Annotated in this window: 25 protein-coding genes; 11 read left to right on the top strand and 14 right to left on the bottom strand. The window is 70.0% G+C overall.

Annotated elements, in window-relative coordinates:
• Positions 1–67 precede the first annotated feature (67 nt).
• Entirely contained in the window at positions 68–544 is a 477-nt protein-coding gene (locus tag C9992_RS13885) for a GNAT family N-acetyltransferase (protein ID WP_106816217.1), read from the top strand.
• 3 nt (positions 545–547) lie between these two features.
• Here the strand turns inward: C9992_RS13885 and C9992_RS13880 are convergent, their stop codons facing one another.
• From C9992_RS13880 to C9992_RS13870, 3 genes are all read right to left on the bottom strand, one after another.
• Positions 548–1,150, bottom strand: a complete 603-nt coding sequence (locus C9992_RS13880; RefSeq protein WP_106816216.1) for a histidine phosphatase family protein — start codon at positions 1,148–1,150, stop codon at positions 548–550.
• 121 nt (positions 1,151–1,271) lie between these two features.
• Positions 1,272–2,330 carry an aldo/keto reductase gene (locus tag C9992_RS13875; protein ID WP_106816215.1) on the bottom strand — a complete coding sequence of 353 codons (1,059 nt, stop codon included), beginning with the start codon at positions 2,328–2,330 and terminating at the stop codon, positions 1,272–1,274.
• A gap of 267 nt (positions 2,331–2,597) precedes the next feature.
• The gene (locus C9992_RS13870) at positions 2,598–4,877 is read right to left on the bottom strand and encodes a polyribonucleotide nucleotidyltransferase (RefSeq protein ID WP_106816214.1); all 2,280 of its coding nucleotides are present in this window, start codon (positions 4,875–4,877) and stop codon (positions 2,598–2,600) included.
• Positions 4,878–5,197: 320 nt separating this feature from the next.
• Here C9992_RS13870 and C9992_RS13865 point away from each other — a divergent pair, with 320 nt between their 5' ends.
• Genes C9992_RS13865 through C9992_RS13855 form a run of 3 tightly spaced genes read left to right on the top strand, consistent with a single transcriptional unit; the run spans position 5,198 to position 5,809 of the window.
• Positions 5,198–5,380 (top strand): DUF5302 domain-containing protein, encoded by a 183-nt coding sequence (locus C9992_RS13865; protein ID WP_106816213.1) that lies wholly within the window; start codon positions 5,198–5,200, stop codon positions 5,378–5,380.
• 8 nt (positions 5,381–5,388) lie between these two features.
• Positions 5,389–5,610, top strand: coding sequence for a hypothetical protein (locus tag C9992_RS13860; RefSeq protein ID WP_106816212.1), 222 nt, complete (start codon positions 5,389–5,391; stop codon positions 5,608–5,610).
• Positions 5,611–5,614: 4 nt separating this feature from the next.
• A complete protein-coding gene (locus C9992_RS13855; RefSeq protein ID WP_235008236.1) occupies positions 5,615–5,809 on the top strand; it encodes a hypothetical protein in 195 nt (64 codons plus the stop codon).
• Between the two features lie 37 nt (positions 5,810–5,846).
• Here C9992_RS13855 and C9992_RS13850 read toward each other — a convergent pair whose 3' ends face one another.
• Positions 5,847–7,817, bottom strand: a complete 1,971-nt coding sequence (locus C9992_RS13850) for a GDSL-type esterase/lipase family protein (protein WP_106816211.1) — start codon at positions 7,815–7,817, stop codon at positions 5,847–5,849.
• A 139-nt stretch (positions 7,818–7,956) separates the two neighbouring features.
• Between C9992_RS13850 and C9992_RS13845 the strand changes: the two genes are divergently transcribed.
• Complete coding sequence (locus C9992_RS13845) at positions 7,957–8,556, top strand: DedA family protein (RefSeq protein ID WP_106816210.1); 600 nt, start codon at positions 7,957–7,959, stop codon at positions 8,554–8,556.
• Between the two features lie 39 nt (positions 8,557–8,595).
• Here C9992_RS13845 and C9992_RS13840 read toward each other — a convergent pair whose 3' ends face one another.
• Positions 8,596–9,477, bottom strand: a complete 882-nt coding sequence (locus C9992_RS13840; protein WP_106816209.1) for a manganese catalase family protein — start codon at positions 9,475–9,477, stop codon at positions 8,596–8,598.
• A 168-nt stretch (positions 9,478–9,645) separates the two neighbouring features.
• Here C9992_RS13840 and C9992_RS13835 point away from each other — a divergent pair, with 168 nt between their 5' ends.
• The gene (locus tag C9992_RS13835) at positions 9,646–10,458 is read left to right on the top strand and encodes a DNA/RNA non-specific endonuclease (protein ID WP_235008235.1); all 813 of its coding nucleotides are present in this window, start codon (positions 9,646–9,648) and stop codon (positions 10,456–10,458) included.
• Between the two features lie 30 nt (positions 10,459–10,488).
• On the opposite strand, the gene C9992_RS13830 is transcribed toward C9992_RS13835, so the two are convergent.
• The 4 genes from C9992_RS13830 to C9992_RS13815 all read right to left on the bottom strand — a co-directional run bounded on the left by C9992_RS13830 (position 10,489) and on the right by C9992_RS13815 (position 15,180).
• Positions 10,489–11,139: an FMN reductase gene (locus tag C9992_RS13830; RefSeq protein ID WP_106816207.1), complete on the bottom strand. Its 651-nt coding sequence runs from the start codon at positions 11,137–11,139 to the stop codon at positions 10,489–10,491.
• A 1-nt stretch (position 11,140) separates the two neighbouring features.
• On the bottom strand, positions 11,141–12,358 hold the full coding sequence (locus C9992_RS13825; protein ID WP_106816206.1) for an LLM class flavin-dependent oxidoreductase: 1,218 nt from the start codon (positions 12,356–12,358) through the stop codon (positions 11,141–11,143).
• Between the two features lie 137 nt (positions 12,359–12,495).
• A complete protein-coding gene (locus tag C9992_RS13820; RefSeq protein ID WP_106816205.1) occupies positions 12,496–14,289 on the bottom strand; it encodes a glycoside hydrolase family 13 protein in 1,794 nt (597 codons plus the stop codon).
• A 9-nt stretch (positions 14,290–14,298) separates the two neighbouring features.
• On the bottom strand, positions 14,299–15,180 hold the full coding sequence (locus C9992_RS13815; RefSeq protein ID WP_106816204.1) for an alpha/beta fold hydrolase: 882 nt from the start codon (positions 15,178–15,180) through the stop codon (positions 14,299–14,301).
• A 120-nt stretch (positions 15,181–15,300) separates the two neighbouring features.
• Between C9992_RS13815 and C9992_RS13810 the strand changes: the two genes are divergently transcribed.
• Entirely contained in the window at positions 15,301–16,476 is a 1,176-nt protein-coding gene (locus tag C9992_RS13810) for an acyltransferase family protein (protein ID WP_106816203.1), read from the top strand.
• A gap of 41 nt (positions 16,477–16,517) precedes the next feature.
• On the opposite strand, the gene efeB is transcribed toward C9992_RS13810, so the two are convergent.
• The 4 genes from efeB to C9992_RS13790 form a co-directional block, all read right to left on the bottom strand.
• Positions 16,518–17,846 carry an iron uptake transporter deferrochelatase/peroxidase subunit gene (gene efeB / locus C9992_RS13805; protein WP_106816202.1) on the bottom strand — a complete coding sequence of 443 codons (1,329 nt, stop codon included), beginning with the start codon at positions 17,844–17,846 and terminating at the stop codon, positions 16,518–16,520.
• Between the two features lies 1 nt (position 17,847).
• A complete protein-coding gene (gene efeO, locus C9992_RS13800) occupies positions 17,848–19,077 on the bottom strand; it encodes an iron uptake system protein EfeO (protein WP_106816201.1) in 1,230 nt (409 codons plus the stop codon).
• Positions 19,074–20,108, bottom strand: a complete 1,035-nt coding sequence (gene efeU, locus C9992_RS13795) for an iron uptake transporter permease EfeU (RefSeq protein WP_106816200.1) — start codon at positions 20,106–20,108, stop codon at positions 19,074–19,076. Before efeU ends, efeO begins: the two co-directional genes overlap by 4 nt.
• Before the next feature lie 152 nt (positions 20,109–20,260).
• Positions 20,261–21,211 carry a helix-turn-helix transcriptional regulator gene (locus tag C9992_RS13790; protein WP_106816199.1) on the bottom strand — a complete coding sequence of 317 codons (951 nt, stop codon included), beginning with the start codon at positions 21,209–21,211 and terminating at the stop codon, positions 20,261–20,263.
• 65 nt (positions 21,212–21,276) lie between these two features.
• On the opposite strand from C9992_RS13790, the gene C9992_RS13785 reads away from it, so the two are divergent.
• Positions 21,277–22,416, top strand: a complete 1,140-nt coding sequence (locus C9992_RS13785; RefSeq protein ID WP_106816198.1) for an epoxide hydrolase family protein — start codon at positions 21,277–21,279, stop codon at positions 22,414–22,416.
• A gap of 194 nt (positions 22,417–22,610) precedes the next feature.
• On the top strand, positions 22,611–23,633 hold the full coding sequence (locus C9992_RS13780) for an isopenicillin N synthase family dioxygenase (RefSeq protein ID WP_106816197.1): 1,023 nt from the start codon (positions 22,611–22,613) through the stop codon (positions 23,631–23,633).
• A gap of 217 nt (positions 23,634–23,850) precedes the next feature.
• Here the strand turns inward: C9992_RS13780 and rpsO are convergent, their stop codons facing one another.
• A complete protein-coding gene (gene rpsO / locus C9992_RS13775; protein WP_039401864.1) occupies positions 23,851–24,120 on the bottom strand; it encodes a 30S ribosomal protein S15 in 270 nt (89 codons plus the stop codon).
• A 247-nt stretch (positions 24,121–24,367) separates the two neighbouring features.
• On the opposite strand from rpsO, the gene C9992_RS13770 reads away from it, so the two are divergent.
• Together C9992_RS13770 and C9992_RS13765 are read left to right on the top strand one after the other, a co-directional pair.
• Positions 24,368–25,681 (top strand): MFS transporter, encoded by a 1,314-nt coding sequence (locus C9992_RS13770; protein WP_106816196.1) that lies wholly within the window; start codon positions 24,368–24,370, stop codon positions 25,679–25,681.
• Between the two features lie 83 nt (positions 25,682–25,764).
• Entirely contained in the window at positions 25,765–26,703 is a 939-nt protein-coding gene (locus tag C9992_RS13765; RefSeq protein ID WP_106816195.1) for a DMT family transporter, read from the top strand.
• Positions 26,704–26,758 lie beyond the last annotated feature (55 nt).

Below are 26,758 nucleotides of genomic sequence, written 5' to 3'. Positions count from 1 at the left end.
CCCTCCCGCACCGGGCTTGCCCCTCCCGCAGCGACGAGCACCGCACGGTGACGCTTACGCTGGAGGGGTGGTGACTGTGCGCTCCTCCCCCGTCGACGCGCCCGAGGCGCACGAGCTGCTGGCCGAGTACTTCCGCTCCCGCACCGAGGGGTTCGCGCTTCAGGGGGTCGCGTACCGCACGACGTTCCCCGACCCCGCTGCCTTCGTGCCGCCCGCCGGCGTGTTCGTGGTGCTCGAGGACGATGCGGGCGAACCGCAGGGATGCGGCGGCATCAGGCTCATCGCGCCCGGTCCTCTGGGCGCGCGCTACGAACTGAAGCACCTGTACCTGCGCCCCGAGACCCGCGGTCGCGGCTGGGGCCGTCTGCTGGTCGAGGACCTCGAGCGACGGGCCCGCGAGTTCGACGCCGCCGAACTCGTGCTCGACACGCACCACTCGCTGGAGGCGGCGGCCGCACTGTACGCACGGACGGGCTTCACCCCGGTCGAGCGCTACAACGACAATCCCAACGCGACGCGGTGGTACGGCAAGCCGCTGGGCTGAACGTCAGACCGGGTACGTCTCGGGAAGGCCGGTGCGCAGCTCGACGGGCAGGTGCGCCATGTCGTTGTGGGTCAGCAGCGTCCACGGGCGACCCTGCTTCTGAGCGATCACCGTCAGGCCGCAATGCGCCTGGTTGAGCGTCATCCAACGCCAGTCCGGCGCCTGCAGCACCTCGCGCACGAACCAGGCGATGACGAAGTTGTGGGTGATGAGCAGCTCGTGCACCTCACCGCGCTTGCGGACGAGGAACTCGCTCACCGCGTCGGACATCTGGGCGCTTCCCGCCTCGATCTCCGCCTCGGTCACGGATCCGAAGAAGGGCTCGAAGACAGCCGGGGTCTCTTCGGTCATGCCGGTCGGCACGCAGTCGAACAGCAGGGCGGACGGCTCGGGCGACAGCGACGGCATGCGCTCTGCGACCGCCCGCGCTGTCTGGCTGGCCCGTTCGAGCGGCGAATGCCAGACAGCGTCGAAGGGCACGCCGGAGAGCCGATCTGCCAGCAGTGACGCCTGGCGGCGACCACGCGGCGACAGGGGCCCGTCGACGAGACCGTGCTCGGCGTCCTGATGTTCGCCATGCCGCACGAGATAGATGTAGTGCGTCACGCAGCTCACTCCGTCGGGGGTCGCGTGCCCGGGGAGGGGCACCTCTTCCACCCTACGACACGACACGGACGGGCCGGCCGGCGCTGTGGATGACACGCCACCACGCCGGGTGCGCGGCGCACTACTCCGCTGCGCGGGCGATGTCGGACAGCTGCGCGCGGCTCAGCCGCACACCGACGCCCTGCGCGAGCTCTTCGACGTGCTGCGGCGCGTACGCGTTGACGATGGGCGCGGTCACCAGCCGCTGAGCCAGAAGCCACGCGACAGCCACCGCCGCATCGGGCACACCCAGTTCGGCCCCCACCGCGTCCAGCGCCCGCAGTGTGCGGCTGCCACGCCGGTTGAGGTTCGCTGCCAGCTGCGCGCCGCGGACGGACAGGGCGCCGCGGAGCTTCGCGCGCTGCCGCCCGGCGAGAAAGCCGTGCTCGAGCGCATGGGACGGCGTCACCGCCATGCCCTGGGCCCCCGCCACCAGCCGCAGGTCGGCGTCGAACTCATGGCGTCGCAGCACGTTGAACGGGACGTCGAGCACGGTGATGCGCGGGTAACCCGCAGAGGCGAAGATGCGCGCCTCCACCAGCTGAGCGGCGCTGTAGCCGATCGCTCCCAGTGCGCGCACCTTCCCCGCCTCGACGAGCCACTCCGCCGTGGCGAGCGTGTCTTCCAGCGACGATTCGCGGTCCGTCGTCGCGTCGAGGTAGAGCACATCGATGCGGTCGGTGCGCAGCCGGGTGAGCGACGCCTCGACGGCCCGGATGAGGTTCACCGGTCCGAGCCCCGGGTTGTCGGCGTGACCGCCGACGCGGACCGCGAGGACGACGTCCTCGCGCAGACCGCGGGACTGGAGCCACTGGCCGATGATGTGCTCGCTGCGGCCGCTGGAGTAGGCGTCGGAGGTGTGGACGGCGTTGCCGCCGAGTTCTGCGTAGGCGTCGAGGATCGCGTGGCTGGACTCGAGGTCGACATTCCAGCCGAACTCGGCCGCGCCCAGGATCACGGGGAACACCTCGGCCCCGCTCTCGCCGAGCGCGACGCGGACGTTGCTGCCCACCGAAGGGCCCTGCACCGGGATGGGGGCAGACGGATGAGTGCCGGGCACAGCAGCACTTCCCGCTGCGGCCGCGGCGGCGGCATCCGGACTCGGTGAGGGGAGCGTCGAGTCAACGCCGAAGTAAGCCATGTGCCACCCCCTCACGACCGCGCCTGCCGGAGCTTCGTGATCACTGTGTACGCACCCCCCGGCGCGTACTTCGAGGGTAGGCCAGTCCGGACACCAGTCCGGCCGCCGCGGCGAACTGGCGATAAACATTACATAACGCTTTGGTTACGGCGTCGGGCCGGGATGCGGGCGAAGCGGCCCCAGCGCCCGGCGCGGCGCCATATCTGGAACCGGACGACGGATGCCCGCCCCTCGGTCGAGGGACGGGCATCCGTGGAGCACAGCGGGTCAGCCCTCCGCCGGGGCCTCCGGGCCCTCGCTGGCGGCGGCGCGACCTTCCTGGTCCGCAGCCTCCTCGAGGACCGGCTCCAGCGACAGCTTGCCGCGGTCGTCGATCTTGGTGATCTTGACGAGCAGCTTCTGACCGACCGAGAGCACGTCCTCGACGTTCTCGACGCGCTTCCCGCCGGCGAGCTTGCGAACCTCGCTGACGTGCAGGAGGCCGTCCTTGCCGGGAAGCAGCGAGATGAACGCGCCGAAGGTGGCGATCTTGACGACCGTGCCCAGGAACTGCTCGCCGACCTCCGGGTTGGTGGGGTTGGCGATCGCGTTGACCTGCGCGCGGGCGGCCTCGGCCGACGGGCCGTCGACCGCGCCGATGTAGACGGTGCCGTCCTCCTCGATGGAGATGTCGGCGCCGGTCTCGTCCTGGATCGCGTTGATCGTCTTGCCCTTGGGACCGATGAGCTCGCCGATCTTGTCGACCGGGATCTGCACGCTGATCACGCGCGGCGCGGTCGGAGCCATCTCGTCGGGGCCGTCGATCGCGGCGTTGAGCACGTTCAGGATCGTCAGGCGAGCGTCCTTGGCCTGCGTCAGAGCGGCCGACAGCACGGACGACGGGATGCCATCGAGCTTCGTGTCGAGCTGGATCGCGGTGACGAATTCGCTCGTACCGGCGACCTTGAAGTCCATGTCACCGAGGGCGTCCTCGGCGCCGAGGATGTCGGTCAGCGCGGCGTAGCGCGTCTGGCCGTCGACCTCGTCGGACACGAGCCCCATCGCGATGCCGGCGACGGGAGCGCGCAGCGGCACGCCCGCGTTCAGCAGCGACAGCGTCGACGCGCACACCGATCCCATGGACGTCGAGCCGTTGGAACCGAGCGCCTCGGACACCTGTCGGATGGCGTAGGGGAACTCCTCGCGGCTGGGCAGCACCGGCACGAGCGCGCGCTCGGCGAGGAAGCCGTGGCCGATCTCGCGGCGCTTGGGGCTGCCCACGCGACCGGTCTCACCGGTCGAGTACGGCGGGAAGTTGTAGTGGTGCATGTAGCGCTTGTGCGTCACCGGCGACAGCGAGTCGATCTGCTGCTCCATCTTGAGCATGTTCAGCGTGGTGACGCCGAGGATCTGCGTCTCGCCGCGCTGGAAGATCGCCGAGCCGTGCACGCGCGGGATGACCTGCACCTCCGCATCCAGCGGGCGGATGTCGGCGAGGCCACGGCCGTCGATGCGGACGCCCTCGCTGAGGATCCGGCCGCGAACGATCTTCTTCGTGACCGACTTGTAGGCGGCCGAGAACTCGATCGTGGCGACGGCAGGCAGCTCCCCCGCCTCGACGGCGGCGATCAGCTCACCCTTGACGCGGTCCTTGACGGCGTCGTCGGCGTTCTGACGCTCCTGCTTGTCGGCGATCTGGTAGATGCCGACCAGCTCGTCGTAGGCCCGGCCGGAGACGAAGTCGTACGTCTCCTGCGAGTAGGGCAGGAACACCGGGTACGGCTGGATCTCCTTGGCCGCGGCGTTGGCGAGCACGTTCTGCGCGCCGACGAGCTCCTTGATGAAGGGCTTGGCCGCTTCCAGGCCCTGCGCCACGACCTCTTCGCTCGGCTTGGTGGCGCCGGCCTTGATGAGGTTCCAGGAGTGCTCGGTGGCCTCGGCCTCGACCATCATGATCGCGACGTCGCCGTCCTCGAGCACACGACCGGCCACGACGAGGTCGAACACGGCCTCCTCGAGCACCTTGGTGTTCGGGAACGCCACCCACTGGTCGGGGTGCTCACCGTGACCCGGGACCAGGGCGAGGCGGACGCCCGCGATGGGGCCGGAGAACGGCAGGCCCGAGATCTGGGTGGATGCCGACGCGGCGTTGATGGCGAGGGCGTCGTAGAACTCGCCCGGTGCGATGGAGAGCACCGTGACGACGATCTGGACCTCGTTGCGCAGGCCCTCGACGAACGACGGACGCAGCGGGCGGTCAATGAGGCGGCAGACCAGGATCGCCTCGGTCGAGGGGCGGCCCTCGCGTCGGAAGAACGACCCGGGGATCTTCCCGGCCGCGTACGAGCGCTCCTCGACGTCGACCGTCAGCGGGAAGAAGTCGAAGCCCTCGCGCGGCTGCTTGCTCGCGCTCGTGGCCGACAGGAGCATCGTCTCCTCGTCGAGGTACGCCGCCACGGCGCCCTGCGCCTGCTGCGCGAGTCGCCCGGTCTCGAACCGGACGGTGCGGGTGCCGAAGCGGCCGTTGTCGAGGACGGCTTCGGCGAAAGTGATTTCCGGACCTTCCAAGAGGTCCCTCCTTCTTTGTTTAGGCTCGCACGCGCGTTTCGCGCACGAGCTTGTGCGAAGGAGCAGGAACAGGCAGATCTCGGCGCGCGGCACCGCCGCGGGACCCGCCAGCGCTGGTCACCAGTAGAAATCCACCCGGCGGACGTCACCGAGGACGACCGACGAGGAGACCACCACAGGGGACCAGCTTCCTGCCGGCCTGCTCCGTAGCTCATGTGAAATTGAGCGGCTGCCCAGGAGGCAACCCGTCACAGCCTATCAGCGCACGCCCGATCCCCCGCACTCTGGCGAGCGCCGGATGCCGCGCCTAGGGTGGGGGCATGAGCACCGACGAGAAGCCGGCCTCCGCGGCATCCGATGAGATGAAGCGCAAGTTCAAGGAAGCGCTCGACAAGAAGAACGCGAACCACCGCCACGGCGAGTCGCATCTGGACGCCGATTCGGCGATCCACGGCACGCACGGCGCGATGACCAAGCGCGAGTTCCGGCGCAAGAGCGGCTAGGAGGCGACATGACGTTCGAGCCGACGTTCGACGATCTCGAGAAGAAGAGCTCGGAGCTTCCCGACGTCTCCGGAGACGTCGGAGACGTCGCGCCCGACGACATCGACCGCGACCTCGCGGGCGATGCCGACACGGCCGGCGACGAGGAGGCGATCGCCGAGGGCGCGTCGATCGCCGCTTCGTCGGAGGACGTCGACGAAGACGATCTGCCGCCCTACGGCGAGGAGTGACGACGTGGCGGACCTGAGCGATTTCCGAGAGCCGATCCCCGACGACGACCGCGAAGTGCCCCTGGACGACGACGCCGAGCTCGAGCTTCCGCCACCGACGCTCGATCCGCTCGAAGCGATCGAGGATGACGTCGACGAACTGGAGGACGAGGAGCGCGAGGCCGCCATCGAGGCGGGCGAGCTGGACCCGAACGAGTGAGAGCTCACTGCCGTGAGAATCCTCCCGGCGCAGTCGACTAGGACCACTCGGCAGACGCGGGCACGCCCTCGCCGCCGCCGATGAGCACGTAGTCCGCGTGCTTGGCCGCCAGGCCGTCGCCCGCCGTGCGACCGCGCAGGCGTCGCCATAGCCACGGAAGGGCGTCGCGGCGCAGCCAGGTGCCCTGCAGGACGGGATCGTCGTCGGCGTGCAGGGCTGCATCCAGGCCGCCCAGAGCATCCGCGTCCGGGACGCCGAGCACCTGGGCGGCGCGATACGCCAGGAAGCGGTGCCCGCGGGACCGCAGGTGGACCTTGTCGTCTGCCCACAGCTCCAGGTCCCCGATCTCCGGCAGCGCCTCGAGATCCAGCAGGATCGCGCCGGTGTCGTCCGCGATGCGTCGCAGTTCCGAGGCGTACACCGCGAAACGCCGCGCGAACAGCCGGGCGGCGCGACGGCGTGGCAGGAACGGCGTGACCAGCAGCACGTCGATGTCCGCGGCGCGCAGTGTGCGGATCGCGCCGGCGAGCGTCCCGGCCAGCGCGACCGGATCGGCCCGACGCCCGACGAGATCGTTGGCACCCATCAGAATGGACACGATGTCGGGCTTCAGCGCCAGCGCCGCCGGAAGCTGGTCGGTCACCAGGTGGCGGACGCGTCTACTTCGGACCGCGAGGTTCGCGTAGCGGAACGGTGCGGCATCGCCGCCCGCGTGCGCCAGCAGCTGCGCGAGCCGATCGGCCCACCCGCGGTATTCCCCCGACGGCATGCGCGAGGCGTCGCACAGCCCTTCCGTGAGCGAGTCGCCCAGCGCCACATACCGCGCCCACGTCCGCGGCGCCTTCGTCGGTGTGAGGGGACCCGGCCGGATCGCGGCGCGCTGCAGCTGTGCGTTGTCGATCCGGCGCAGGGTGCGCGCCTCCTCGTAATAGTCCACGAGCCGCCGGCAGACGGCGTCCCAGGATCGGTCCTTCACCGACTCGAGCGCTGCCGCGGAGAACGCGCGCCGCTTGCCGTCGTCGCCTACCAGGTCGGCCACGCGGGCGCGCAGATCGCGGAGGTCACCCGGGCGGTACAGCCAGCCGTCGACGCTCGAGCGGACCAGGTCGACCGGACCGCCGACGCCCGTGGCGACGACGGGCACACCGCTGGCGAGCGCTTCCTGGATCGTCTGGCCGAACGTCTCGCTCTCCCCCGGGTGGACGAACACGTCGAAACCGGCGAGCGCCTCGGCCAGGAGCGGACCGGAGAGGTGACCGGTGAACACCGCGCCGGGGAGCACGCGCTCCAGCGCCGGACGCGCGGGACCGTCCCCGACCACCACAAGCCGGGTGCCGGGAAGATCCGCGACGACCGCGAGATCCTCCACCTGCTTCTCGGGGGCCAGCCGTCCGACGTACCCGACGATGGTCTCACCGGGCGCGACCCGCGCTCGCCACGCGTCGCTGCGCCGGTGGGGGGCGAACCTGTCCGTGTCCACTCCCCGCCCCCAGCGGTGGAGGCGGTCCACGCCCAGGCCCTCCAACTGTCGCAGTGACGCCGTCGAGGGCGCCAGAGTGAGCGTGGCGCGTCGGTGCAGGCGCGCGATGTGTCGCCCGACGAGCTCCGCGGCGTGCGGCATCCCGTACTTGCGGGCGTAGGCGGCGACATCGGTCTGGTAGACGGCGACCGACGGGATGCGCAGCGCATCGGCAGCGACGACTCCCTGCCAGCCCAGCACGAACGGCGAGGCGAGGTGCACGACGTCGGGCTGGAACTCCCGCAGGATCGACGCCAGTCGCGCCGCGCGTGCGAACACGACCCGCACCTGCGGGTAGGACGGCAGGGGCACCGAGCGCAGCAGCTCGGCGCGTGCGCCGTGCAGATCGGTGGTGACCTCACCGGCCCTCGGGGCGATGACGAGCGTCTGATGACCCTCCGCGGCCAGGTGTCGGAGCACATGGAGCACCGATCCGGTGACGCCGTTCATGTGGGGCAGGAACGATTCGGCGAGCAGTGCGACTCTCACGTCTCCAGCGTGACCGGCGCGCACACGACGGGATGCCGCGAACCGGCCGGGCGTCGAAGAGTTCACCGGATGCACCGCGCGCGGTCACCGGACGTGCGCCGTTCCGTCGCCGTTCACCGCCGCCGGGTACCAAGGAGGCGTGGTCGAGGAGATTCTCGTCGAGGTCACGCGGAGTCCGTGGGCGTTGACGGTGATGTTCATGCTCGTCCTCGGCGACGCGTTCCTCGTCGTGCTCCCGGGCGAGGCTGCGGTCACCGCCTTCGGTGCACTGTCGGCGTCGGGCGGCGAGCCGCCGCTGGCGGCGATCATCGCGGTCGCCACCGCAGCGGCCGTCACGGGAGATGCCGCCTGCTACGTCGTAGGTCGCACGATCGGCCTCGACCGATGGCGGTGGATGCGCGCGCCTCGCGTGAGGACTGCCCTGATGTGGGCGCGGGCGCGGCTCGAACGCCGGGCGGCGCTCGTGCTGTTCACCGCCCGATTCGTCCCCTTCGCCCGTCTGGCGGTGAACCTGACAGCGGGCGCCACCCGTGTCGGAGCCGTGCGCTTCCTGGCGATCGCCGGGCTCGCCGCACTCGCCTGGGCCGCGTATCAGGCGCTGATCGGGGCGGCGGTGGCGGCCCTGCTGCCCGGCGCCCCGGTGGTCGCGGTGGTCGTGTCGGTCGTCCTCGCGGTCGGCATCGGGCTCGCGGTGGACGCGCTGCTGGCGCGCCGGCTCGGGAAGCCCCGTGCCGAGTGAGCCGCGGGAGACCGGCGGGCGCCGGTCCCCCGCCCGCCGTCACTCCTTTGTCATGGCGTCCTGAATCCCACCGGCCGCTTTCTCCACGAGGTTGGGGACATCGGTGGTGCCGTAGAAGCGGGCGTCCGGGTGGGTGGGAGGCGGCATCGGCACGCCAGGCTGCGGCTCGGGCACGTACGAGAACTCGCCGCGACCGTCGGGCGCCGGGCCGCTCGCCCAGCGGCCTTCCGACGCCGCGGCGCCGTCGGAGAAGTTGATGTACTGGTACGACACGTCGCGATCCTCCTTGGCCAGCGGGAAGTTGCTCGGCACCGGCAGCGCTTCGACGCCCTCTTCCATGAGCTCGGCGCTGGCGGCGAGCCACTGGTTCTGATGCATCGTGTCCCGCGCCAGGAGGAACGCCAGGAGGTCTCGGACGCCGTGGTCCTGGGTCATGTGGTAGAGCCGCGCCACTTGCAGCCGGCCCTGCATCTCGGCGTTCGCATTCGCCTGGAAGTCCGCCAGCAGATTGCCGCTGGAGGTCAGATAGGACCCCATCCACGGATTGCCGTTGCTGTCGACGGCCCTCGCACCGGCTCCCGCGACGATGGCGTGCTGCACGTCGGTCCCACCGACGATGGCGGCGACGGTGGGGTCGTCCTGAACGGCGTCGTCGGTGACGCCGAGCGGAGACTTCTCCAGCAGCTGCGCGATCATCACCGCCAGCATCTCGACGTGCCCCATCTCCTCTGCGCCGATCCCGAAGACGAGATCGCGGTATTTGCCGGGGATATGCATGTTCCATGCCTGGAACTGGTACTGCAGCGCAACGGTGATCTCACCGTACTGACCGCCCAGCACCTCCTGCAGTTTGCGGGCGTACACCGCGTCGGGGGCATCGGGCGTCGACTTGTGCTGCAGCTCTTGACGGTGGAAATACATGGCTTCTCCTCGATCGGTTCTCCCCCGGTGTCCGGCAACCCAAACCCGCGTGCCGCGCGGCAGGCACGGGGGTTGCCAACTCCCGGTGGGGGCGCCACAATGGCCCGCCGGACCAGGGCATGTCCGGCGGATCGCCATCGCGTCGACCCGGAGCGGGAGGATGAGACAGTGACCGACGATGACGCCACCGGGTACGAGTCCGACTTCCTGCCGTCGCGGGTGGAGCTGCCCCGGCCGCTGGGCGACACCGAGATCCACGAGCTGCGCTACCCCCGCTTCACGGTGCTGCTCGATCCGGCTCGGCGCCTGGCCGCTGTCACGGCCGTCAACATCGACGGCGGCGCTCTGCGCGACCTGCCCCGCACCGGGCAATGGCGGCTCGATCCGCGCGTCGCGGAGTCGGCGCAGGCGGGACCCGAACTGTACGCCGCCAACAGCCTGGACCGGGGACACCTGGTGCGGCGCCGCGATCCCGGGTGGGGCACGGTGGAGCAGGCCCGTCGGGCGATGGCCGCCACCTTCTTCTACACCAATGCCGCCCCGCAGGCGGGCGCGTTCAACCAGTCGAAGGACCTCTGGCTCGGGCTGGAGGATCATGTGCTGGCCTACGCCGGAGCCACCGCCCAGCGGATCAGCGTCTTCACCGCTCCGGTGCTGGCGGCCGAGGATCCGCCGTATCGCGGCATCCTCATCCCCCGCCGGTTCTTCAAGGTCGCCGCCTGGACCTCGCCGGACTCGTCGCTGCGCGCGGCGGGATTCGTGCTGGACCAGTCCGAGCTGCTCGAGCTTCGCGACGGCGAACCGGTGGTGCCCTCACTGGGTGCGTTCCGCACGTTCCAGACCCCCATCGCCGACATCGAGCACCTCGCCGGCATCGACCTCGGCGATCTGGTGGCGGCCGACGCGCTCACAGCGGAAGCGGCACGCGGAGAGGACGCGTGGCGTCTTCTCCGCGTGCCGGAGGACGTGTTCCTGGGCTGAGACGTTCGAGAACCCCTCTGCCCCGTCGGGTCACTCGCCTGCGAGCCCCCCGAGCAGGTGGCCGAAGGAACGACCCTCACCGAGGTAGTTCGCCGGGTCGTACGGATCGGCGTCGGTCGCCGGCTCTCGCCGGGCGATGGCGTCCGCGAGCTCACGTGCGCCACGGTCGATGCGCTCGCCCAGCGGCGCGACGTTGTCGGCGGACGCGCCCCAGTCGCTGGAGGCGGCGAACACCCCGGTGGAGACCGGCTCGGCGTGCAGGTACGTGAACAGCGGCCGGATCGCGTAGTCGATCGCGAGCGAGTGCCGCGCCGTACCGGCGTTGGCGCCGATGAGCACCGGCTTCCCGGTGAGGGCATCCGGGTCCAGGACGTCGATGAACGACTTGAACAGTCCCGAGTAGCTCGTCGAGAAGATCGGCGTGACGGCGATGATCGCGTCGGCCGAGACCACGGCGTTGATGGCCGACTCCAGCGCCGGCGGGGCGAACCCGGTGAGGAGGTTGTTCGTGATGTCGTGCGCGTAGTCGCGCAGCTCGAAGACGTCGGCCTCCGCCTCGATGCCTCTCTCAGACAGCTGCGCAACCGTGGCCGCGACGAGCCGGTCGGCGAGCATGCGGGTCGAGGACGGGTTGGACAGTCCTGCCGAGATCACCGCGATGCGGCGAGCGGTGCCGGCCATCTCACGCCTCCTTCCGGCCCAGACCGAACGCCGCGCCCGCGGGGGCGGCGGCGGGCGACTTCGGCGCTGCATCCTGGTACGGGCTCGCGCCGACGAGGTTGTCGCCCCGGTTCGCGCCCGGAACGGCCTGCCGCGGAGCCTCGTCCCCGTACTTCGCCTTCACCAGACCGGCGTGGGTGGGGGCGTCCGGAACCTCGGCGGGCCGGTTCTTCTGCAGCTCCTTGCGCAGCACCGGGACGACTTCGCCGCCGAGGATGTCGAGCTGCTCGAGCACCGTCTTCAGCGGAAGACCCGCGTGATCCATGAGGAACAGCTGACGCTGGTAGTCACCGTAGGTGTCGCGCATCGCCGCGTACCGGTCGATGACCTGCTGCGGCGATCCGACGGTCAACGGCGTCATCTCGCTGAAGTCCTCGAGCGAGGGCCCGTGCCCATAGACCGGCGCGTTGTCGAAGTACGGCCGGAACTGCTTCACCGCATCCTGCGAGTTCTTCGCCATGAACGCCTGTCCGCCCAGACCGACGATCGCCTGCTCGGGGGTGCCGTGACCGTAGTGGGCGAACCGCTGACGGTACAGCGCGATGAGGCGCTGGTAGTGCTCCTTGGGCCAGAAGATGTTGTTGGCGAAGAAGCCGTCACCGTAGTACGCGGCCTGCTCGGCGATCTCCGGGGTGCGGATGGAGCCGTGCCACACGAAGGGCGGCACGCCGTCCAGCGGACGGGGGGTCGACGTGAACCCCTGCAGCGGCGTGCGGAACTTGCCCTCCCAGTCGACCACGTCTTCGCGCCACAGCCGGTGGAGCAGGTTGTAGTTCTCGATCGCGAGCGGCAGTCCCTGGCGGATGTCCTTTCCGAACCAGGGATAGACCGGCCCGGTGTTGCCTCGTCCGATCATGAGGTCGGCGCGCCCGCCCGAGACGTGCTGCAGCATCGCGTAGTCCTCGGCGATCTTCACCGGGTCGTTCGTCGTGATGAGGGTCGTCGCGGTGGAGAGGACGAGGCGCTCGGTCTGCGCGGCGATGTACGCCAGCGTGGTCGTCGGAGACGACGACCAGAACGGCGGGTTGTGGTGCTCACCCAGGGCGAAGACGTCCAGGCCCACTTCCTCCGCGTGCTTGGCGATGCGCAGCGTCGCCTGGATCCTCTCCGCCTCACTGGGCGTGGTCCCATCCGTCGGGTCCTGGGTGATGTCGCTCACCGTGAAGATGCCGAACTGCATTCCCGACCACGTGGTGCTGTCGCTCACGATCGCTTCTCCGCTTCCCCTGAGTCAGGGCTCCGTTCGCCGTGCGGGGTCTCCGTCGCGGACGAATCTATGCAAATGAATGTATCTCGTGCAACGCCGGCACGCCGTGATTATTCCCGACCGGATGCCGCGGCATCCGTCCTTCCATGATCGCCCGTCCGGGCGGCGCGGGCATCCCGCAGCACGACGGCCTCCCACGGTCGCAGCGCCAGCACGCCGCCCGTGATGCTCGGCCGACCGGGGTGGTTCGCGATGACGAGCTCCGCATCGGCATCCACCCCGGCGAGCTCGACGGTCTGCGGCTGAGACGAGAAGTTGCCCGCCACGAACAACGTCGGACCGCCGCCCGAGCGCGTGAACGCGTACACATGGGGGTGATCGGCGGCCACGAGGGTGAAGTCACCGCGCTGCACCACCGGGTCGTCGTGGCGCAGCGCGATCAGGCGGCGATGATGGTGGAAGACGGATGCCTCATCCGCGCGCTCAGCCTCCGCGTTGACTGTCACGTGGTTGGGGTTGACCGCGATCCAGGGCTCGCCGGAGGTGAAGCCCGCCGAGGCCGAGGCATCCCACTGCACGGGTGTCCGCGCGTTGTCGCGACTGCCGCCTGCCAGCGCGTCGACGAGCTGCGCATCGGTCATCGTGCCGTGGGCCCGCGCCTCGGCGGCGAAGCGGAGCGACTCGATGTCCCGGTAGTCGGACAGGCGGCGGAAATGCGCGTTCGTCATGCCCAGCTCCTCCCCCTGATACACATAAGGAGTGCCGCGGTGCAGGTGCAGGACGGTGGCCAGCATCGTCGCGGATTCCCGCCGGTACGCGCCGTCGGCGCCGAAGCGCGAGACGCTGCGCGGCTGATCATGGTTCTCCCAGTAGAGGGAGTTCCATCCCACATCGGCCAGGCCCGTCTGCCAGCGCGCCATGGTGGCCTTGAGCTCGCGCAGGTCGAGGGGGCGCAGGTCGAACCGGCCGCCGGGACCGTGATCGAGGTGCACGTGCTCGAAGGTGAAGATCATGTCGAGCTCACGGCGAGACGGGTCGGTGAACAGGCGTCCGTCCTCGACGGTCGCCCCCGGCGTCTCTCCCACCAGGAGGAGCGTGTCACGCCGCCCCTCGAACACCTCGCGATGCATCTCCTGGAGGAATTCGTGCAGGCGCGGGCCGTTGACCGTGTGTTCGCGGTTGTCTCCGTAGCGCCCGTCGATGACGACGGCGTCGGACAGCCGTCCATCGGGTCCCACGGACTTGGAGATCAGATTGATGACGTCCATGCGGAAGCCGTCGATCCCGCGGTCCAGCCACCAGCGCATCATGTCGTAGACCGCCGCACGCACCTGCGGGTTCTCCCAGTTCAGATCCGGCTGCTTGCGGCTGAACAGGTGCAGGTAGTACTCGCCGGTCGCCTCGTCGAACTCCCACGCCGGTCCCGAGAAGTACGAACCCCAGTTCGTCGGCTCGGCGCCGCGCGTCCCCGGCTCCATCCCCTCGCGTGCGGGGCGCCACCAGTACCAGTCCCGCTTGTCCGAATCCTTCGACGAGCGCGATTCGAGGAACCACGGATGCTCGTCGCTGGTGTGGTTCACCACCAGATCCATCACCACCCGGATGCCCCGGGCGTGAAGCGCCGCGACCACCTCGTCCAGGTCTTCCAGAGTGCCGAACAGCGGATCGATCTCGCGGTAGTCGCTGATGTCGTAGCCGTTGTCATCCTGCGGGCTGCGGTAGATCGGCGAGAACCAGACGACGTCGACGCCGAGCTCGGCCAGATGGTCGATGCGCTGCAGCACTCCGCGCAGGTCCCCGATGCCGTCGCCGTCGGAGTCCTGGAAGGAACGCGGGTAGATCTGGTAGACGACGGCGGAGGTCCACCACGCGGGCGGATCGTCGCGGCTCTGGGCGGAAGGCATCCCGTCACCCTACGCCGCGTCGGCGAACAGCAGCAGCATGTCGCGCACGAGCTGGTGCGGCGTCGTCTCGCACGGCGCGTGCCCCGTGGGATATGTCGCCACCCGCGCCCCGATGCGCGCGGCATAGGCGTCGTGCTGCGCCTGCGGCCACAGGTCCTGCTCGCCGACCGCGATGAGCTTCGGGATGCCGGTGGCGGCGACATCCCGCGAGATATCCGGCATCGCCATCATGAGCCCCACGACGTCGTCGATGCAGGCGCGGCTGGTGACGCCCAGACGCTCGCGCACGAACGCGATGCGGCCGGGCGGCGTGCGGTTGAGGTTGTAGCGGATGCCCCACAGGATGAGCCCTGCGGCGCGGTGCGGCGACATGTCGGAGATGGGTCCGATGTGCTTCACGCCGCGGAACACCTGTCCGGTCGCGGGCGGCGCCGACATCAAGGTGAGGCTGCGGAACAGCTCGGGACGCGACACCAGCGCCAGCTCGGTGACCAGGCCGGCGAAGCTGTACCCCAGCACGTGCGCCGGCCCGCCGTCCTCCAGAACCGCGACGAGGTCGTCGACGAACAGCGGCCAGTCGTACGAAGCGCGCGGCGGTCGCAGGTTGTGCGGCCCGGCCTCGACCGACTCGTAGTGGCCGGCGAGGTCGTAGGACTCCACGCGGTAGCCCGCTGCGGCCAGCAGCGGGAACAGCAGGACGAAGTCCTCCTTCGAGCCCACCACGCCCGGCACGAGCACGACTCGCGGGGCGTCGGGATCGCCCAGACGCACGCGCGCGAGATCGCCGCTGGGAGCACGGAACACATCGCGCTCGGTGCCATCCGGGAAGACGTGCCAGTCGAGATCCGGGATGGCCAGGTCGCGCTCGAGCGCGTCGTCGATCGTCGTCATCGCGTCTGTGAGACTACCGCCCACTTCCCCCGGCGAGCACGCTACGGCTCGGCGCGTAGCGAACCGCCGCCGTCGCAGGCGGGACCCGGCCGCTAGTGTGGACTGCGCCCGGAGGTGACGATGACCGGCAGCACGGTTCCGCCCACGACGACCGCCCCGACCGGGACGATCGCCCGTTCGCGACGGCGTACGCCCTTCTGGGACAACGCCCGGTTCGCCTGCATCGTGCTGGTCGTCCTCGGTCATGCCGTTCAGCGGCTGACCTACGACTCCGACATCGCCCTCAGCCTGTACCTGCTCGTCTACGCGTTCCACATGCCGGCGTTCGCGGTGATCTCGGGCTACTTCTCGAAATCCGACGCGCCGACCAAGACGCAGATGGCGCGCGTGATCACCGACATCCTCGTGCCGTACGTGGTGTTCGAGGGTCTGTGGACGCTGACGAAGTGGCTGGTCGAAGGCCAGGCGAACCCCAATCTGACCCAGCCGTCCTGGACGCTGTGGTTCCTGCTGGCGCTGGGCATCTTCCGCGTCGTCCTGCCCTACCTCGCTCTGCTGCGATGGCCGCTGCTGTGGACGGTGGTGATCTCGATCGGCGCGGGATACCTGCCCAACATCGACTCGACCTTCTCCCTCTCCCGCACGCTCGGCCTGCTGCCCTTCTTCACCCTCGGCTGGTGGCTGCGCGAGCACCGCGTCGTCACGCGACTGCGGCTGCTGGACCGTCGACCGTGGTGGGTCTTCGCCGCCGCGGTCGGACTTCTCGCCGTCGCCGCCTGGACGGCCTGGTTCTTCGTCGACCAGTGGCGCGACATGAACCTGCGGGAGTGGCTGTTCTACGACGAGAACTATGCGGCGATCGGCGGCACGCAGTGGTGGGCGGGCGGCGTGCGGCTGGCGCTCATGGCGGTCGCCGTGGTGCTCTCCGTCGCGTTCTTCGCGCTTGTCCCCCGCGACACCCATTGGTGGACGCATTTCGGGCAGTACACGATGTACGTCTACCTGCTGCACTCCTTCGTGCTGTATCCGTTCCGCGAGAACGGGCTGCTGCGCAACGCGGAGCCGACCTGGCTGTGGCTGCCGCTGGTCATCGTGTTCTCGGTGCTCATCGCACTGGCATTGGCGACCCGCCCGGTGCGGCGTGTCTTCCGTCCGCTCGTCGAGCCGCGCCCGTCGTGGCTGTTCGCCGATCGCACCCTCGCACGCCGTGAGGGCCGGCGCAGTGACCCGACCGGTTCCCGCCGACCGCGCGAACAGCCGCGCACTCCTCGCCCCGATCCGCGCCAGAACGGCTGAAGAGGACGCAGGATCCAGGCCCTGCCCCGCTGCGCCGCGGCTCAGGCGAACAGCGCGGCCCCGACGAAGGATCCCGGCTGGGCACCCGCCGGGACAGCCCAGAGCCCCGACCCGACGTGGCGGATGTACTCGTTCATGGCGTCCGTCGACAGCGCACGCTGCAGGCGCACGAAGCGCTCGGGCGTGCGCTGGTAGGACAGGAAGAACAGGCCAGCGTCCAAGCGCCCCAGCTCGTTGTTGCCGTCGACGAAGTTGTATCCCCGACGGAGGATGCGGACGCCGTCGTTGCGGTCGGGGTGAGCCAGCCGCACGTGACTGTTCTCTGCGATCGCCGGTGCGCCCGCCGCACCGCGGGCCGCGAAATCGGGCTCGGTGAACTCCTCGCCGCCCGACAGCGGAGCGCCAGAGCCCTTGGCCCGGCCGACGATCGTCTCCTGCTCGGAAAGCCGCACCCGATCCCACGTTTCGATGAGCATCGCGATCTTGCGGGCGACGAGGTACGAGCCGCCCGCCATCCACGCCGGCTCGTCGGATGCCGCGACCCACACGTTCTCGGCGAGCGCGTCGTCGTCGGTGGCGAGGATGTTCGCGGTGCCGTCCTTGAAGCCGAAGAGGTTGCGGGGCGTGGCCTGCCCGGCCGTCGTCCGCGAGGTGCGCCCGAAGCCGAGCTGGGACCAGCGCAGGCGCGCACGACCGAACGCGATGCGACTGAGATTGCGGATGGCGTGGACGGCGACCTGCGGATCGTCGGCGCACGCCTGCACGCAGAGGTCGCCGCCCGATCGGGCAGGGTCGAGGTCGTCGCCGAGGAAGGCGGGCAGCTTCTCGAGCTGAGCGGGACGCTGCCCCGCCAGACCGTAGCGGTCGCCGTCGGCGTTCTCGAACAGCGTCGGGCCGAACCCGATCGTGATGGTGAGCCCGCTCGCGGGAAGGCCCAGCGCCTCTCCGGTGTCGTCCGGGGGCGCCTCGGGTGAACCGCCGACGGCGCCGGTCGCGCTGACGTCGAGCCCCTGCGTCATGCGCGCGGCCGCATACGTCCAGTCCTGCAGCAGCGACACCAGATCATCCCGGTCGGTGCGGGCCATCATGTCGAACGCGGCGAAGTGCAGGTGGTCCTGCACCGGGGTCGTGATACCGGCCTGATGGGCGCCGTAGAAGTCGTAGACCGACGCCGCGGCATCCCGCTCGCGCGCACGACCGACCGCGACGCCCGCCGACGCTCCCCCGCCCGCGCCCAGCGCGAGCCCGGCGGCACCGGCCCCGAGCGCGAGCCCCAGCACGCCGCGGCGCGACAGCCCGGTGGGCGCCGGCGATCCCGGCTGCGGCGGGACCGCGGTGCCTCCCCGTTCCTGCGTCGAGGGCTCTGTCACGTCAGTCCAGGACGGTGTCGGTCAGCTGAGCCAGCGGCTCGGCCAGCGCGTTGATGAGATCGGTGAGCTCGCGCTTGTCATCGTCGGTCAGCGTGCCGTAGGCGGCGAAGCCGGCGGTCAGCGAGCCGTACTGGCCGAGTGCGGCTTCGAGGTCGGCGTAGCCGGCGTCGATCCGGTCCGCCAGTGCCGCACCGTCGTCGCCCTGCGAGACCGCGAAGTCCCGCACGAGCGAGAAAGCCATCTTGGACCCCTCGACGTTCGCGGCGAAGTCCGAGAGGTCGGTACCCGACCACCAGTCCTCCTCGCCCTGGATCTTGCCGGTGGCGACCTCGTCGAGCAGGGCGATGGCGCCGTTGGAGATGCCTGCGATCCCCTGCGCGTCCAGCGTCTGCTGGAAATCGTCCGAGTGCACGTAGTCGTAGAGCTCCTGCACGTCGGCGATGAGCTGGTCGCCGAAGGCGGCTCGCTCCTCCGGCGTCGACGGCGCCCAGTCCTGCCACGCGGGCGTCTCGCCGTCGGCGTTGAGAGCCGTCTGGGCGGGGACCCACAGGTCCTTCTCGATGCGGTGGAAGCCGGTCCAGTCCAGACCCTCGGCCACGGCGTCGACCTCGCGGTAGTCGATGCGGGGGTCCAGATCGCCCAGCGCCTCGGCGACGGGCTCGATCCGCTCGTAGTACGCGCGCACCTGCGGGAACTGGGTCCGCGCCGCGTCGTCGTCACCCGACTCGTACGCCGTGACGAACTCCGATACGGCCGGGGCGAGCTGCCCGACCTGGTCCTTCACGAAGGCGGCGTAGAGGTCGACGGCCTGCTGCTTCTGCGCGGCATCCTCCCCCGACACCTCCACCGCGTCGCCGGTGACCGAGAACGCGGCCCGACCGACGCCGTCGCCGATCATGCCGGGCTTGCACACCGTGTAGTAGTCGCCGGGCTGCGCCACGACGGTGAGCCTGCGCGAGGCGCCGGGCGCGATGTTCTCGACCTCGCCGACGATACGCAGGCCGTCTTCGGCGAGCAGGTAGAACTCGGTCACGTCATCGCCGTCGTTGCTGACGTCGAAGGTCAGCGTCCCGCTCGCCGCCGCGTCCGCGGAGACGTCGCAGGCGGACGCCGTCGACGACACCGTCAGGGCGTCGCCTGCCGCGACCTCGCTCTTCGCGACGCAACCGGACAGCGCGACGGCTCCGGCCGCCATGACAGCGACGGTCAGAATGAGACGGCGGGTGGTCATGCTTCTCCTCGGGGGTGTGAGACGGAAGGCCGGGCGCCGGTCACCTCGACCGTCGCGCGCGATGGCAGCGTGGCGGCATCCGCTTCGGTGGTGGTGGACGACGGGAGCGCGGAGACTCCGGATGCCTCGGACCGGGACGAGTCGGACGGCACGGGTCGGCGGGGCGGAAACTGACCACGCGCCCACACGGCTCCGACGATGGCGACGTACAGGACCCAGGCGACCACCTGCAGCCACGACATCTGCGGCATGAAGCCGATGGTCGCCTGCAGCACCGTGGCGGGTACCGAGCCGGGCGCGATCGCCGCGGTGACATCGAACGCCCAGCCGAACGGGAAGGCCGCCCATCCCACCACGACTGCACCCGTGCCGGCGTCGGTCGGCGCGGCGTCGGTGAACGGGCCGGGGAAGACGCCCGCCTCCTGCAGGTCGTGGATGGCATAGGCGAGGACGCCGGCCGCGACGATGATGAGGAACGCGCCCGTCCAGGTGAAGAAACGACGCAGGTCCAGGCGGAGCATGCCCCGCGCGAGCAGCCATCCCAGGACGACGGCGGCCGCCAGTCCCAGGAGCGCGCCGGCAAGGGCAGCCGGCGCATCGCCGAAGGACTGCACCATCGACCACAGCAGGAGCGTCGTCTCGACGCCCTCGCGCGCGACCGACACGAAGCCGATGGCCACCAGTGCCCACAGTCCCCCTGCGGCCAGAGCGCGATCCACCCCGCCCTCGAGCGACCGCTTGAGCGTGCGCGCGGTGCGCTGCATCCAGAAGATCATCCACGTCACCATGGCGACGGTGATCAGCGACAGCGTGCCGCCGAGGATCTCCTGACCTTCGAAGGTCAGGGTGTACGAGCCGAAGGTGAGCACCGCGCCGATTCCCAGGGCCAGCAGCACTGCCAGGCCGATGCCTGCCCACAGTCGCGGTACGACGTCGCGGCGGTCCAGTCGCGTCACATAGGCGATGAGGATGCCGACGACGAGCGCGGCTTCGAGGCCTTCACGCAGGCCGATGAGGAAGGTGGCGAGCAACGGGATTCCCAGCTGAGACGGATGATGCGGCGCCCCGTTGCACCCCGGCACTCCTCGGGTCGATGCGAGAGTGTCAACGTAAGGTGAGCCTTACCTACGACGCTACCGGACACGCTGGCGCGTTGTCCATTTCGATGACGGATTCCCTGTGCTCATCTGGTCGCGCGCAGGTAGCGCTCCGCGACGCGGCGCAGATGCGGCACGAGCTCTGGCGGCGAGTCGACCGTGAAATCCATGCCCAGCATGCCGATGTACGCCGCGATCGTCTCGAGGCTGTCGGCGCCGGTGACGAGCACCGACGTCCCCGGGTCGACGGCCTCCACGACGCCCACGGTCGGGTTGATCCGGGCGATGACCGCGGCAGCGGGCGCCGCGATCCGCAGACGGGCGTGCACGTTCCACCCCGCCGCGGCGATCGAGCGCAGCGCGAACGCGGTGAAGTCGCCACCCGGAACGGGCACCGGATCGAAGCGACGGCGTGTCGGCATGCGCGGCTGGATCCAGTCGAGCCGGAAGGTCTCCCATTCGCCGGTGTCGGGGTCGCGTGCGACGAGATACCACCGACGCTGCCAGCTGAGCAGGCGGTACGGCTCCACCCGGCGCGCGACCCCGCGGTCGGCGAACCGGAGCCATTCCCGGCCGTGCACCGCCTGCGCGACGGCGCTCAGCACAGCGGCGTCCACCTCCGGGTCCGGGGCGTCGGTTCCGACGTCCTCGGGGCCGCGGTCGATCGTCGCCGCGACCGCATCCACCGTCGGTCGCAGTCGCTCCGGCAGCACCTGGAGGAGCTTCGCCAACGCCCGCGCCCCTGCCTCGTCCACCCCTGCCACGCCCCGTGTGACGCGCAGTCCGATGGCGACGGCGACGGCTTCGTCGTCATCCAGCAGCAGCGGCGGCAGCTTGCCACCGGCGGCCAGCCGGTAGAAGCCGGCTCGACCGCGCTCGGCCTGGACGGGGTAGCCGAGTGATCGCAGTCGTTCGATGTCGTTGCGGATCGTTCGGACCGACACCTCCAGGCGTCCGGCCAGCTCGGGCCCCGACCATCGCGGGCGGCTCTGCAGCAGTGCGAGGAGGGCGAGCATGCGCGCGGACGTGTCAGCCATCATCGTCTCGAATCTTGGTGATAACAGGAAGATAACCTGCCTGTTTCGACCGTATCGTCGGAGACATGAACACCGCAACCGCCTCAGCCGAGATCCGTCCCTTCCGCGTCGACGTCGCACAGTCCGCCCTCGACGACCTCGCCGATCGCCTGGCGCGCACCCGCCTTCCGCAGCCGGCGCCGGGTGACCAGTGGGAGTCCGGCACCCCGAACGGCTACCTGACCGAAGCACTTGCACAGTGGCGCGACGGGTTCGACTGGCGCCGCGCGGAGGCCCGGATGAACGAGGTGCCGCACTTCACGACCGAGATCGACGGGCAGACCTTCCACTTCATCCACGTCCGGTCGCCGCACCCGGACGCCACCCCGCTCCTGCTGGCGCACACCTATCCGGGATCGTTCGTCGACTACCTCGACATGATCGGACCGCTCGTCGACCCCGTCGCCCACGGCGGGCGGGCCGAGGACGCCTTCGACGTCATCGTGCCGGATGCCCCCGGTTTCGGGTTCAGCCAGCCGGTCACCGAGGCGGGCTGGACGACGGCCCGGGTGGCCGGGGCGTACGACACGCTCATGCGCCGCCTCGGGTACACGTCGTACGGCATCCACGGCAGCGACAACGGCGCCATGATCGCCCGCGAGCTGGGCCTCCTCGGCCCGGACGGCTTCCTCGGCCTGCACGTGCTGCAGCTGTTCTCCTTCCCCTCCGGCGACCCGGCCGAGTTCGAGAAGCTGGAGCCTCAGGACTACGCGGGCCTGGAGCACATGCAATGGTTCCAATCGGTCGGGGCGTACAACACGATGAACGCCGCGCGGCCGCAGACGATCGCCGCCGCCCTGTCGGACTCGCCGATCGGGCACCTCGCGTATGCGGAGCTGTTCAACTCGTTCGGGAACGGGACGTCGCTCGTACCCCTCGAGACGATCCTCACCGAGGTGAGCGTCGCGTGGTTCGCCAACGCGTCCGCGGGCATGAGCCGGGCGTACCGCGACAACGCGCTGGCGCAGGGCGAACCTCGTGTCAGCGACGCGCGCACCGGCGTGGCCGTGTTCAAGGACGACTTCCAGACGATCAAGGTGTTCGCCGAGCGCGACAACTCGAACATCGTCCACTGGAGCCGCTTCGAGCGCGGCGGTCACTACGCGGCGCTCGAGGTCCCGAAGCTCGTCGTCGGCGACATCCGCGCGTTCTTCGGCCGCCCCTGATCGCGCCCCCTCCCCTCCCCTCCCCGTCACTGTTGACTTGGCCTGTATGTACGCGGCACTCGGCGTGTCGCGTACATTCAGGCCAAGTCACGGGGGTGGGGCTGGCCCACGAGTCGGCAGCGGGGCATCCGGGGGAAGCGAAACCGTAGGCAACAAACGGGACGGATGCCGCGGCCGCCGCCTACTCTCACAGCATGACCGACCTCAATCTGCCGATCCTCGACCTCTCCCGGCTCGACGCCGGCCCGGAGGCGGCCGCTCAGTTCCGCGACGACCTGCGCGCTGCGACGCACGACGTCGGCTTCTTCTACCTCACCGGAACGGGGGTGTCGCCCGAGCTGGAGCAGCGGCTGCACCGCGTCGCCCGCGAGTTCTTCGCGCTGCCCGAGGCGGACAAACTCGCGATCGAGAACGTGAACAGCCCGCATTTCCGCGGCTACACCCGCATCGGCGGCGAGCGCACGCAGGGCAAGGTGGACTGGCGGGAGCAGATCGACATCGGCCCCGAACGCGAAGCGGTCACCGACCCCGACGCTCCCGACTTCGCCCGCCTCATCGGACCGAACCTCTGGCCGCAGGCGCAGCCGGAGCTGCGCGAGGTCGTCACGGAGTGGCACGACCACCTGTCGGGAGTCGCCCGCAAGCTGCTGCGGGCGTGGGCGCTCTCGCTCGGTGCGCCGGAGAACTACTTCGACGAGCACTTCGGTGAGCCCTCGACGCTCATCAAGATCGTCCGGTACCCCGGCAAGGAGGACCCGACACCCCAGCAGGGCGTCGGCGCCCACAAGGACTCCGGCGTGCTGACGCTGCTGTGGGTCGAGCCCGGCAAGGGGGGCCTGCAGGTCGAGCGCGATGGGCACTGGGTCGACGCTCCCCCGGTGCCCGGCGCGTTCGTCGTCAACATCGGCGAGCTGCTCGAGTACGCGACCCAGGGTTACCTGATCGCCACGAAGCACCGCGTCATCTCGCCCCGGTACCCCGAGGACCGCATCTCCGTGCCGTTCTTCTTCAACCCCGCCCTCGACAAGCGCCTGCCGCTCATCGAGCTGCCGGAGGAGCTCGCGGCCCACGCCCGCGGTGTGACGCAGGACCCGACGAACCCGATCCACGCGCTCTACGGTGAGAACGCGCTCAAGTCCCGACTGCGCGCCCACCCCGACGTGGCCGAGATCCACCACGCCGATCTCGTCGCGGCCCGGGCGGCCGCTTCGCGCTAGCCACGGCATCCATCCGAACACTCACGTCCGCGAGACTCCATCGGAGCGCCGAGACTCCCAGCGCGGCGTGCAGTCTCGGCGCCCCACTGCAGTCTCGCGGTGCGGCCGGGCGATCGGATGCCGCCGCCGCAGACGCGCAGCGCGCATGAAGAAGGCCTCCCCACACCGTGGGGAGGCCTTCACAAGAATGTTTTGCGCGATTGAACGCTGGTCGCGATTAGCGGCGCAGTCCGAGACGCTCGATCAGCGACCGGTAACGGTTGATGTCGATGTCCTGGAGGTAGCCGAGCAGACGGCGGCGCTGACCGACGAGCAGGAACAGCCCACGACGCGAGTGGTGGTCGTGCTTGTGCTCCTTGAGGTGCTCGGTGAGGTCCTTGATGCGCTGCGTCAGCATCGCGACCTGCACCTCGGGGGATCCGGTGTCACCGGGGTGCGTCGCGTACTCTTCGATGATCGCCTTCTTGACGTCTGCATCCAGTGCCATAGGTGATCCCCTTCCTCCTTGTTGCGCGGTGCCCGTCACCCGATGTGCGAGCTCTCTTTCTCCGCGGCCGATCCAACGGCAACCTGAAGAGTCTACCAGCAGCGGGATGCCTCGGGCGACCGCGTCCGCCCTTGCGCGCCGGTACGCTCGAACCCGTGCAGCACTCCCCCCGCCTCCGCCCGAGCAGCCGAGTAGGACCGCTGGGGGCGGCATCGGGAGGCGCGATCGTGCACGGCGGAGCCGGCGCGTGAGCGCGCCCGGGGACCATCGCAGCCACTTCATCGATCTGCGCCCCTTCCGCACGAGCCCCGCCTTCGCGCGCATGTGGGTCGGCTCCACGCTGGCCGGGCTCGGCGGACAGCTCACGATCGTCGCGATCATGCTGCAGATGTACGACCTCACCGGCTCCACGTTCGCCGTGTCGATGATCGCCGTGGCGGGTCTGGTTCCCATGGTCATCGCGGGTATCTACGGCGGGATGCTGGCGGATGCCTTCGACCGCCGTGCGGTGGCGCTCATCGCGGCGACCGTGACCTTCGCCTCCACGGCGCTGCTCGCCGCCCTCGCGTGGACGGGCCTGGAGACGGTGTGGTGGCTGTACGGCCTCAGCATCGTGAACTCCGCGGCGAACTCCATCGTGCTCGCGACGCGGCAGGCCATCGTGCCACGCCTGCTCCCTCGCGAGCTGCTGCCGGCGGCATCCGCCCTCGGCGGCATCACCGTCGGGATCATGGTGATGGCGGGGCCGGCGCTGGCCGGCGTACTGGTCGCCCTGACCGGCTACGCGTGGACCTACACGCTCGATGTCCTCCTGATGACCTCGCTGTTCCTGGGCCTGTGGACGCTCCCCTCTCTCCGGCCCGAGGGCGACATCGTACGGCCGGGGCTGGAGTCGCTTCGGGACGGCTGGCGGTTCCTGCGGCGAGCCTCCAACATCCGGCTGCAGTTCATCCTCGACATCATCGCGATGACGTTCGGTCAGCCGCTGTCGCTGTTCCCCGCGATCGGCGCCGTGCTGCTGGGCGGCGGACCCATCACCACGGGACTGCTGACGGCCTCCGTCGCCGCCGGGGCGTTCGCCTCGAGCCTCTTCTCGGGCCGGGTCGGCGCGATCCACCGTCAGGGTCTGGGCATCGAGCGCGCGATCCTCGTCTACGGAGGGTCGATCGCCGCGCTGGGGCTGGTGCTCGGTGCCGCTGCGCTCGGCTGGGCAGCGCCGGCGCGCGTGGACGCGGACACACCGAACGTGATCCTCATCGCCCTGGCCTGCCTCACGCTGGCCGTCTCGGGCGCAGCCGACAACATCAGCTCGATCTTCCGCAACACCATGGTGCAGGCGGCGGTGCCCGACGCCATCCGCGGGCGCCTGCAGGGCATCTTCATCGTCGTGGTCGCCGGCGGCCCACGCCTGGGCGCCCTCTATGCGGGCACGCTGGCCACGCTCGCGGCTCTGTGGTTCCCACCGCTGCTGGGAGGCCTTGTGATCCTCGGACTCGTGGCGACGCTGGTGCGGGCGAGCCCGCGGTTCCGCGCGTACGACGCGGAGCATCCGGTGCCGTAGTCGAAGCGTCGCACATCGGCGGATTTCGGCCGTCGCACTCTCTCGCGGCGACGCATGTCGGCGTGCGGTCGTACCGTGGCTGCATGGTCGCCACCGACGCTGCTCGCGCAGCAGACACTCAGCGCTCTCCGTCGCCGCACTGGGTCGCCGTGCAGTTCGTGCTGGCGGGAATCGTGTGGGGTGCGAGCTTCCTGTTCATGAAGGTGTCGCTCACGGGCATCTCGCCGGCGCAGGTCGCCTGGACGAGGATCGTGCTGGGAGCGCTGACGCTCGGGGCGCTCGTCCTGCTTCGCCGGGAGCACCTGTCGCGCAGCGTGCGGGTGTGGGCGCACCTGACGGTGCTCGGCCTGACCTTCTGCGTCATCCCGTTCCTGCTGTTCTCCTGGGCGCAGCAGCATGTCAGCTCGGGGTTGGCCAGCATCTTCAACGCCACGACGCCCATCATGACCGCTGTCATGGCGTGGCTCGTGTTCCGGGTGGAACGACTGAAGGCGCTGCAGGTGGCGGGTATCGCGGTCGGCATCCTGGGGGTCGTGGTCATCATCGCGCCGTGGCAGGCGGTCTCCCTGGACGGCAGCCTGGTCGCCGAGCTCGCGATCCTCGGCGCGACGGCCAGCTACGGCTTCAGCTTCGCCTACATGCGGCGGTTCGTGTCGAACACCGGCATGTCGGCGCTGGCCTTCACGTTCGGCTACATCGCGATGGCCGGCGTGGTGATGGCGCTTCTCACGCCCTTCCTGGTCCTCACGCCGGTGCGGCTCGACGTGCCGATCGTGGTGAGCCTGCTCCTTCTGGGATGCCTGGGCACCGGCATCGCGTATGTCTGGAACCAGAACACGGTTCGAGCGTGGGGGCCGACCCGGGCGTCCACCGTCACATACATCACCCCCGTGGTCGGCGTCGTGCTCGGCATCCTGATCCTCGGAGAGACGATCTCGTGGAATGAGCCGGTCGGCGCGCTCGTCGTGTTCCTCGGCATCGTGCTCGCCCAGGACCGTCTGCGCCGTCGAACCCGAGCCTGAGCCACCGGAATGCAGAAAGAGCCGGACGGATGCCGCGGCCCGCGGCATCCGTCCG

The organism is Microbacterium timonense (assembly GCF_900292075.1).
In the GTDB taxonomy this organism is placed as follows: Bacteria; Actinomycetota; Actinomycetes; order Actinomycetales; family Microbacteriaceae; genus Microbacterium; species Microbacterium timonense.
Note: the sequence above shows the minus strand (reverse complement) of the source record. Positions and strands in the feature narration are given on the sequence as shown.

Bases quoted from the DNA above. Each gene is read 5' to 3' on its own strand.
- C9992_RS13875 (WP_106816215.1), bottom strand. From the start codon at position 2,330: ATGGCTTACTTCGGCGTTGACTCGACGCTCCCCTCACCGAGTCCGGAT.
- C9992_RS13865 (WP_106816213.1), top strand. From the start codon at position 5,198: ATGAGCACCGACGAGAAGCCGGCCTCCGCGGCATCCGATGAGATGAAG.
- C9992_RS13860 (WP_106816212.1), top strand. From the start codon at position 5,389: ATGACGTTCGAGCCGACGTTCGACGATCTCGAGAAGAAGAGCTCGGAG.
- C9992_RS13840 (WP_106816209.1), bottom strand. From the start codon at position 9,477: ATGTATTTCCACCGTCAAGAGCTGCAGCACAAGTCGACGCCCGATGCC.
- C9992_RS13830 (WP_106816207.1), bottom strand. From the start codon at position 11,139: ATGGCCGGCACCGCTCGCCGCATCGCGGTGATCTCGGCAGGACTGTCC.
- C9992_RS13825 (WP_106816206.1), bottom strand. From the start codon at position 12,358: ATGCAGTTCGGCATCTTCACGGTGAGCGACATCACCCAGGACCCGACG.
- C9992_RS13820 (WP_106816205.1), bottom strand. From the start codon at position 14,289: ATGCCTTCCGCCCAGAGCCGCGACGATCCGCCCGCGTGGTGGACCTCC.
- C9992_RS13815 (WP_106816204.1), bottom strand. From the start codon at position 15,180: ATGACGACGATCGACGACGCGCTCGAGCGCGACCTGGCCATCCCGGAT.
- C9992_RS13810 (WP_106816203.1), top strand. From the start codon at position 15,301: ATGACCGGCAGCACGGTTCCGCCCACGACGACCGCCCCGACCGGGACG.
- efeO (WP_106816201.1), bottom strand. From the start codon at position 19,077: ATGACCACCCGCCGTCTCATTCTGACCGTCGCTGTCATGGCGGCCGGA.
- C9992_RS13790 (WP_106816199.1), bottom strand. From the start codon at position 21,211: ATGGCTGACACGTCCGCGCGCATGCTCGCCCTCCTCGCACTGCTGCAG.
- C9992_RS13785 (WP_106816198.1), top strand. From the start codon at position 21,277: ATGAACACCGCAACCGCCTCAGCCGAGATCCGTCCCTTCCGCGTCGAC.
- C9992_RS13780 (WP_106816197.1), top strand. From the start codon at position 22,611: ATGACCGACCTCAATCTGCCGATCCTCGACCTCTCCCGGCTCGACGCC.
- rpsO (WP_039401864.1), bottom strand. From the start codon at position 24,120: ATGGCACTGGATGCAGACGTCAAGAAGGCGATCATCGAAGAGTACGCG.
- C9992_RS13765 (WP_106816195.1), top strand. From the start codon at position 25,765: ATGGTCGCCACCGACGCTGCTCGCGCAGCAGACACTCAGCGCTCTCCG.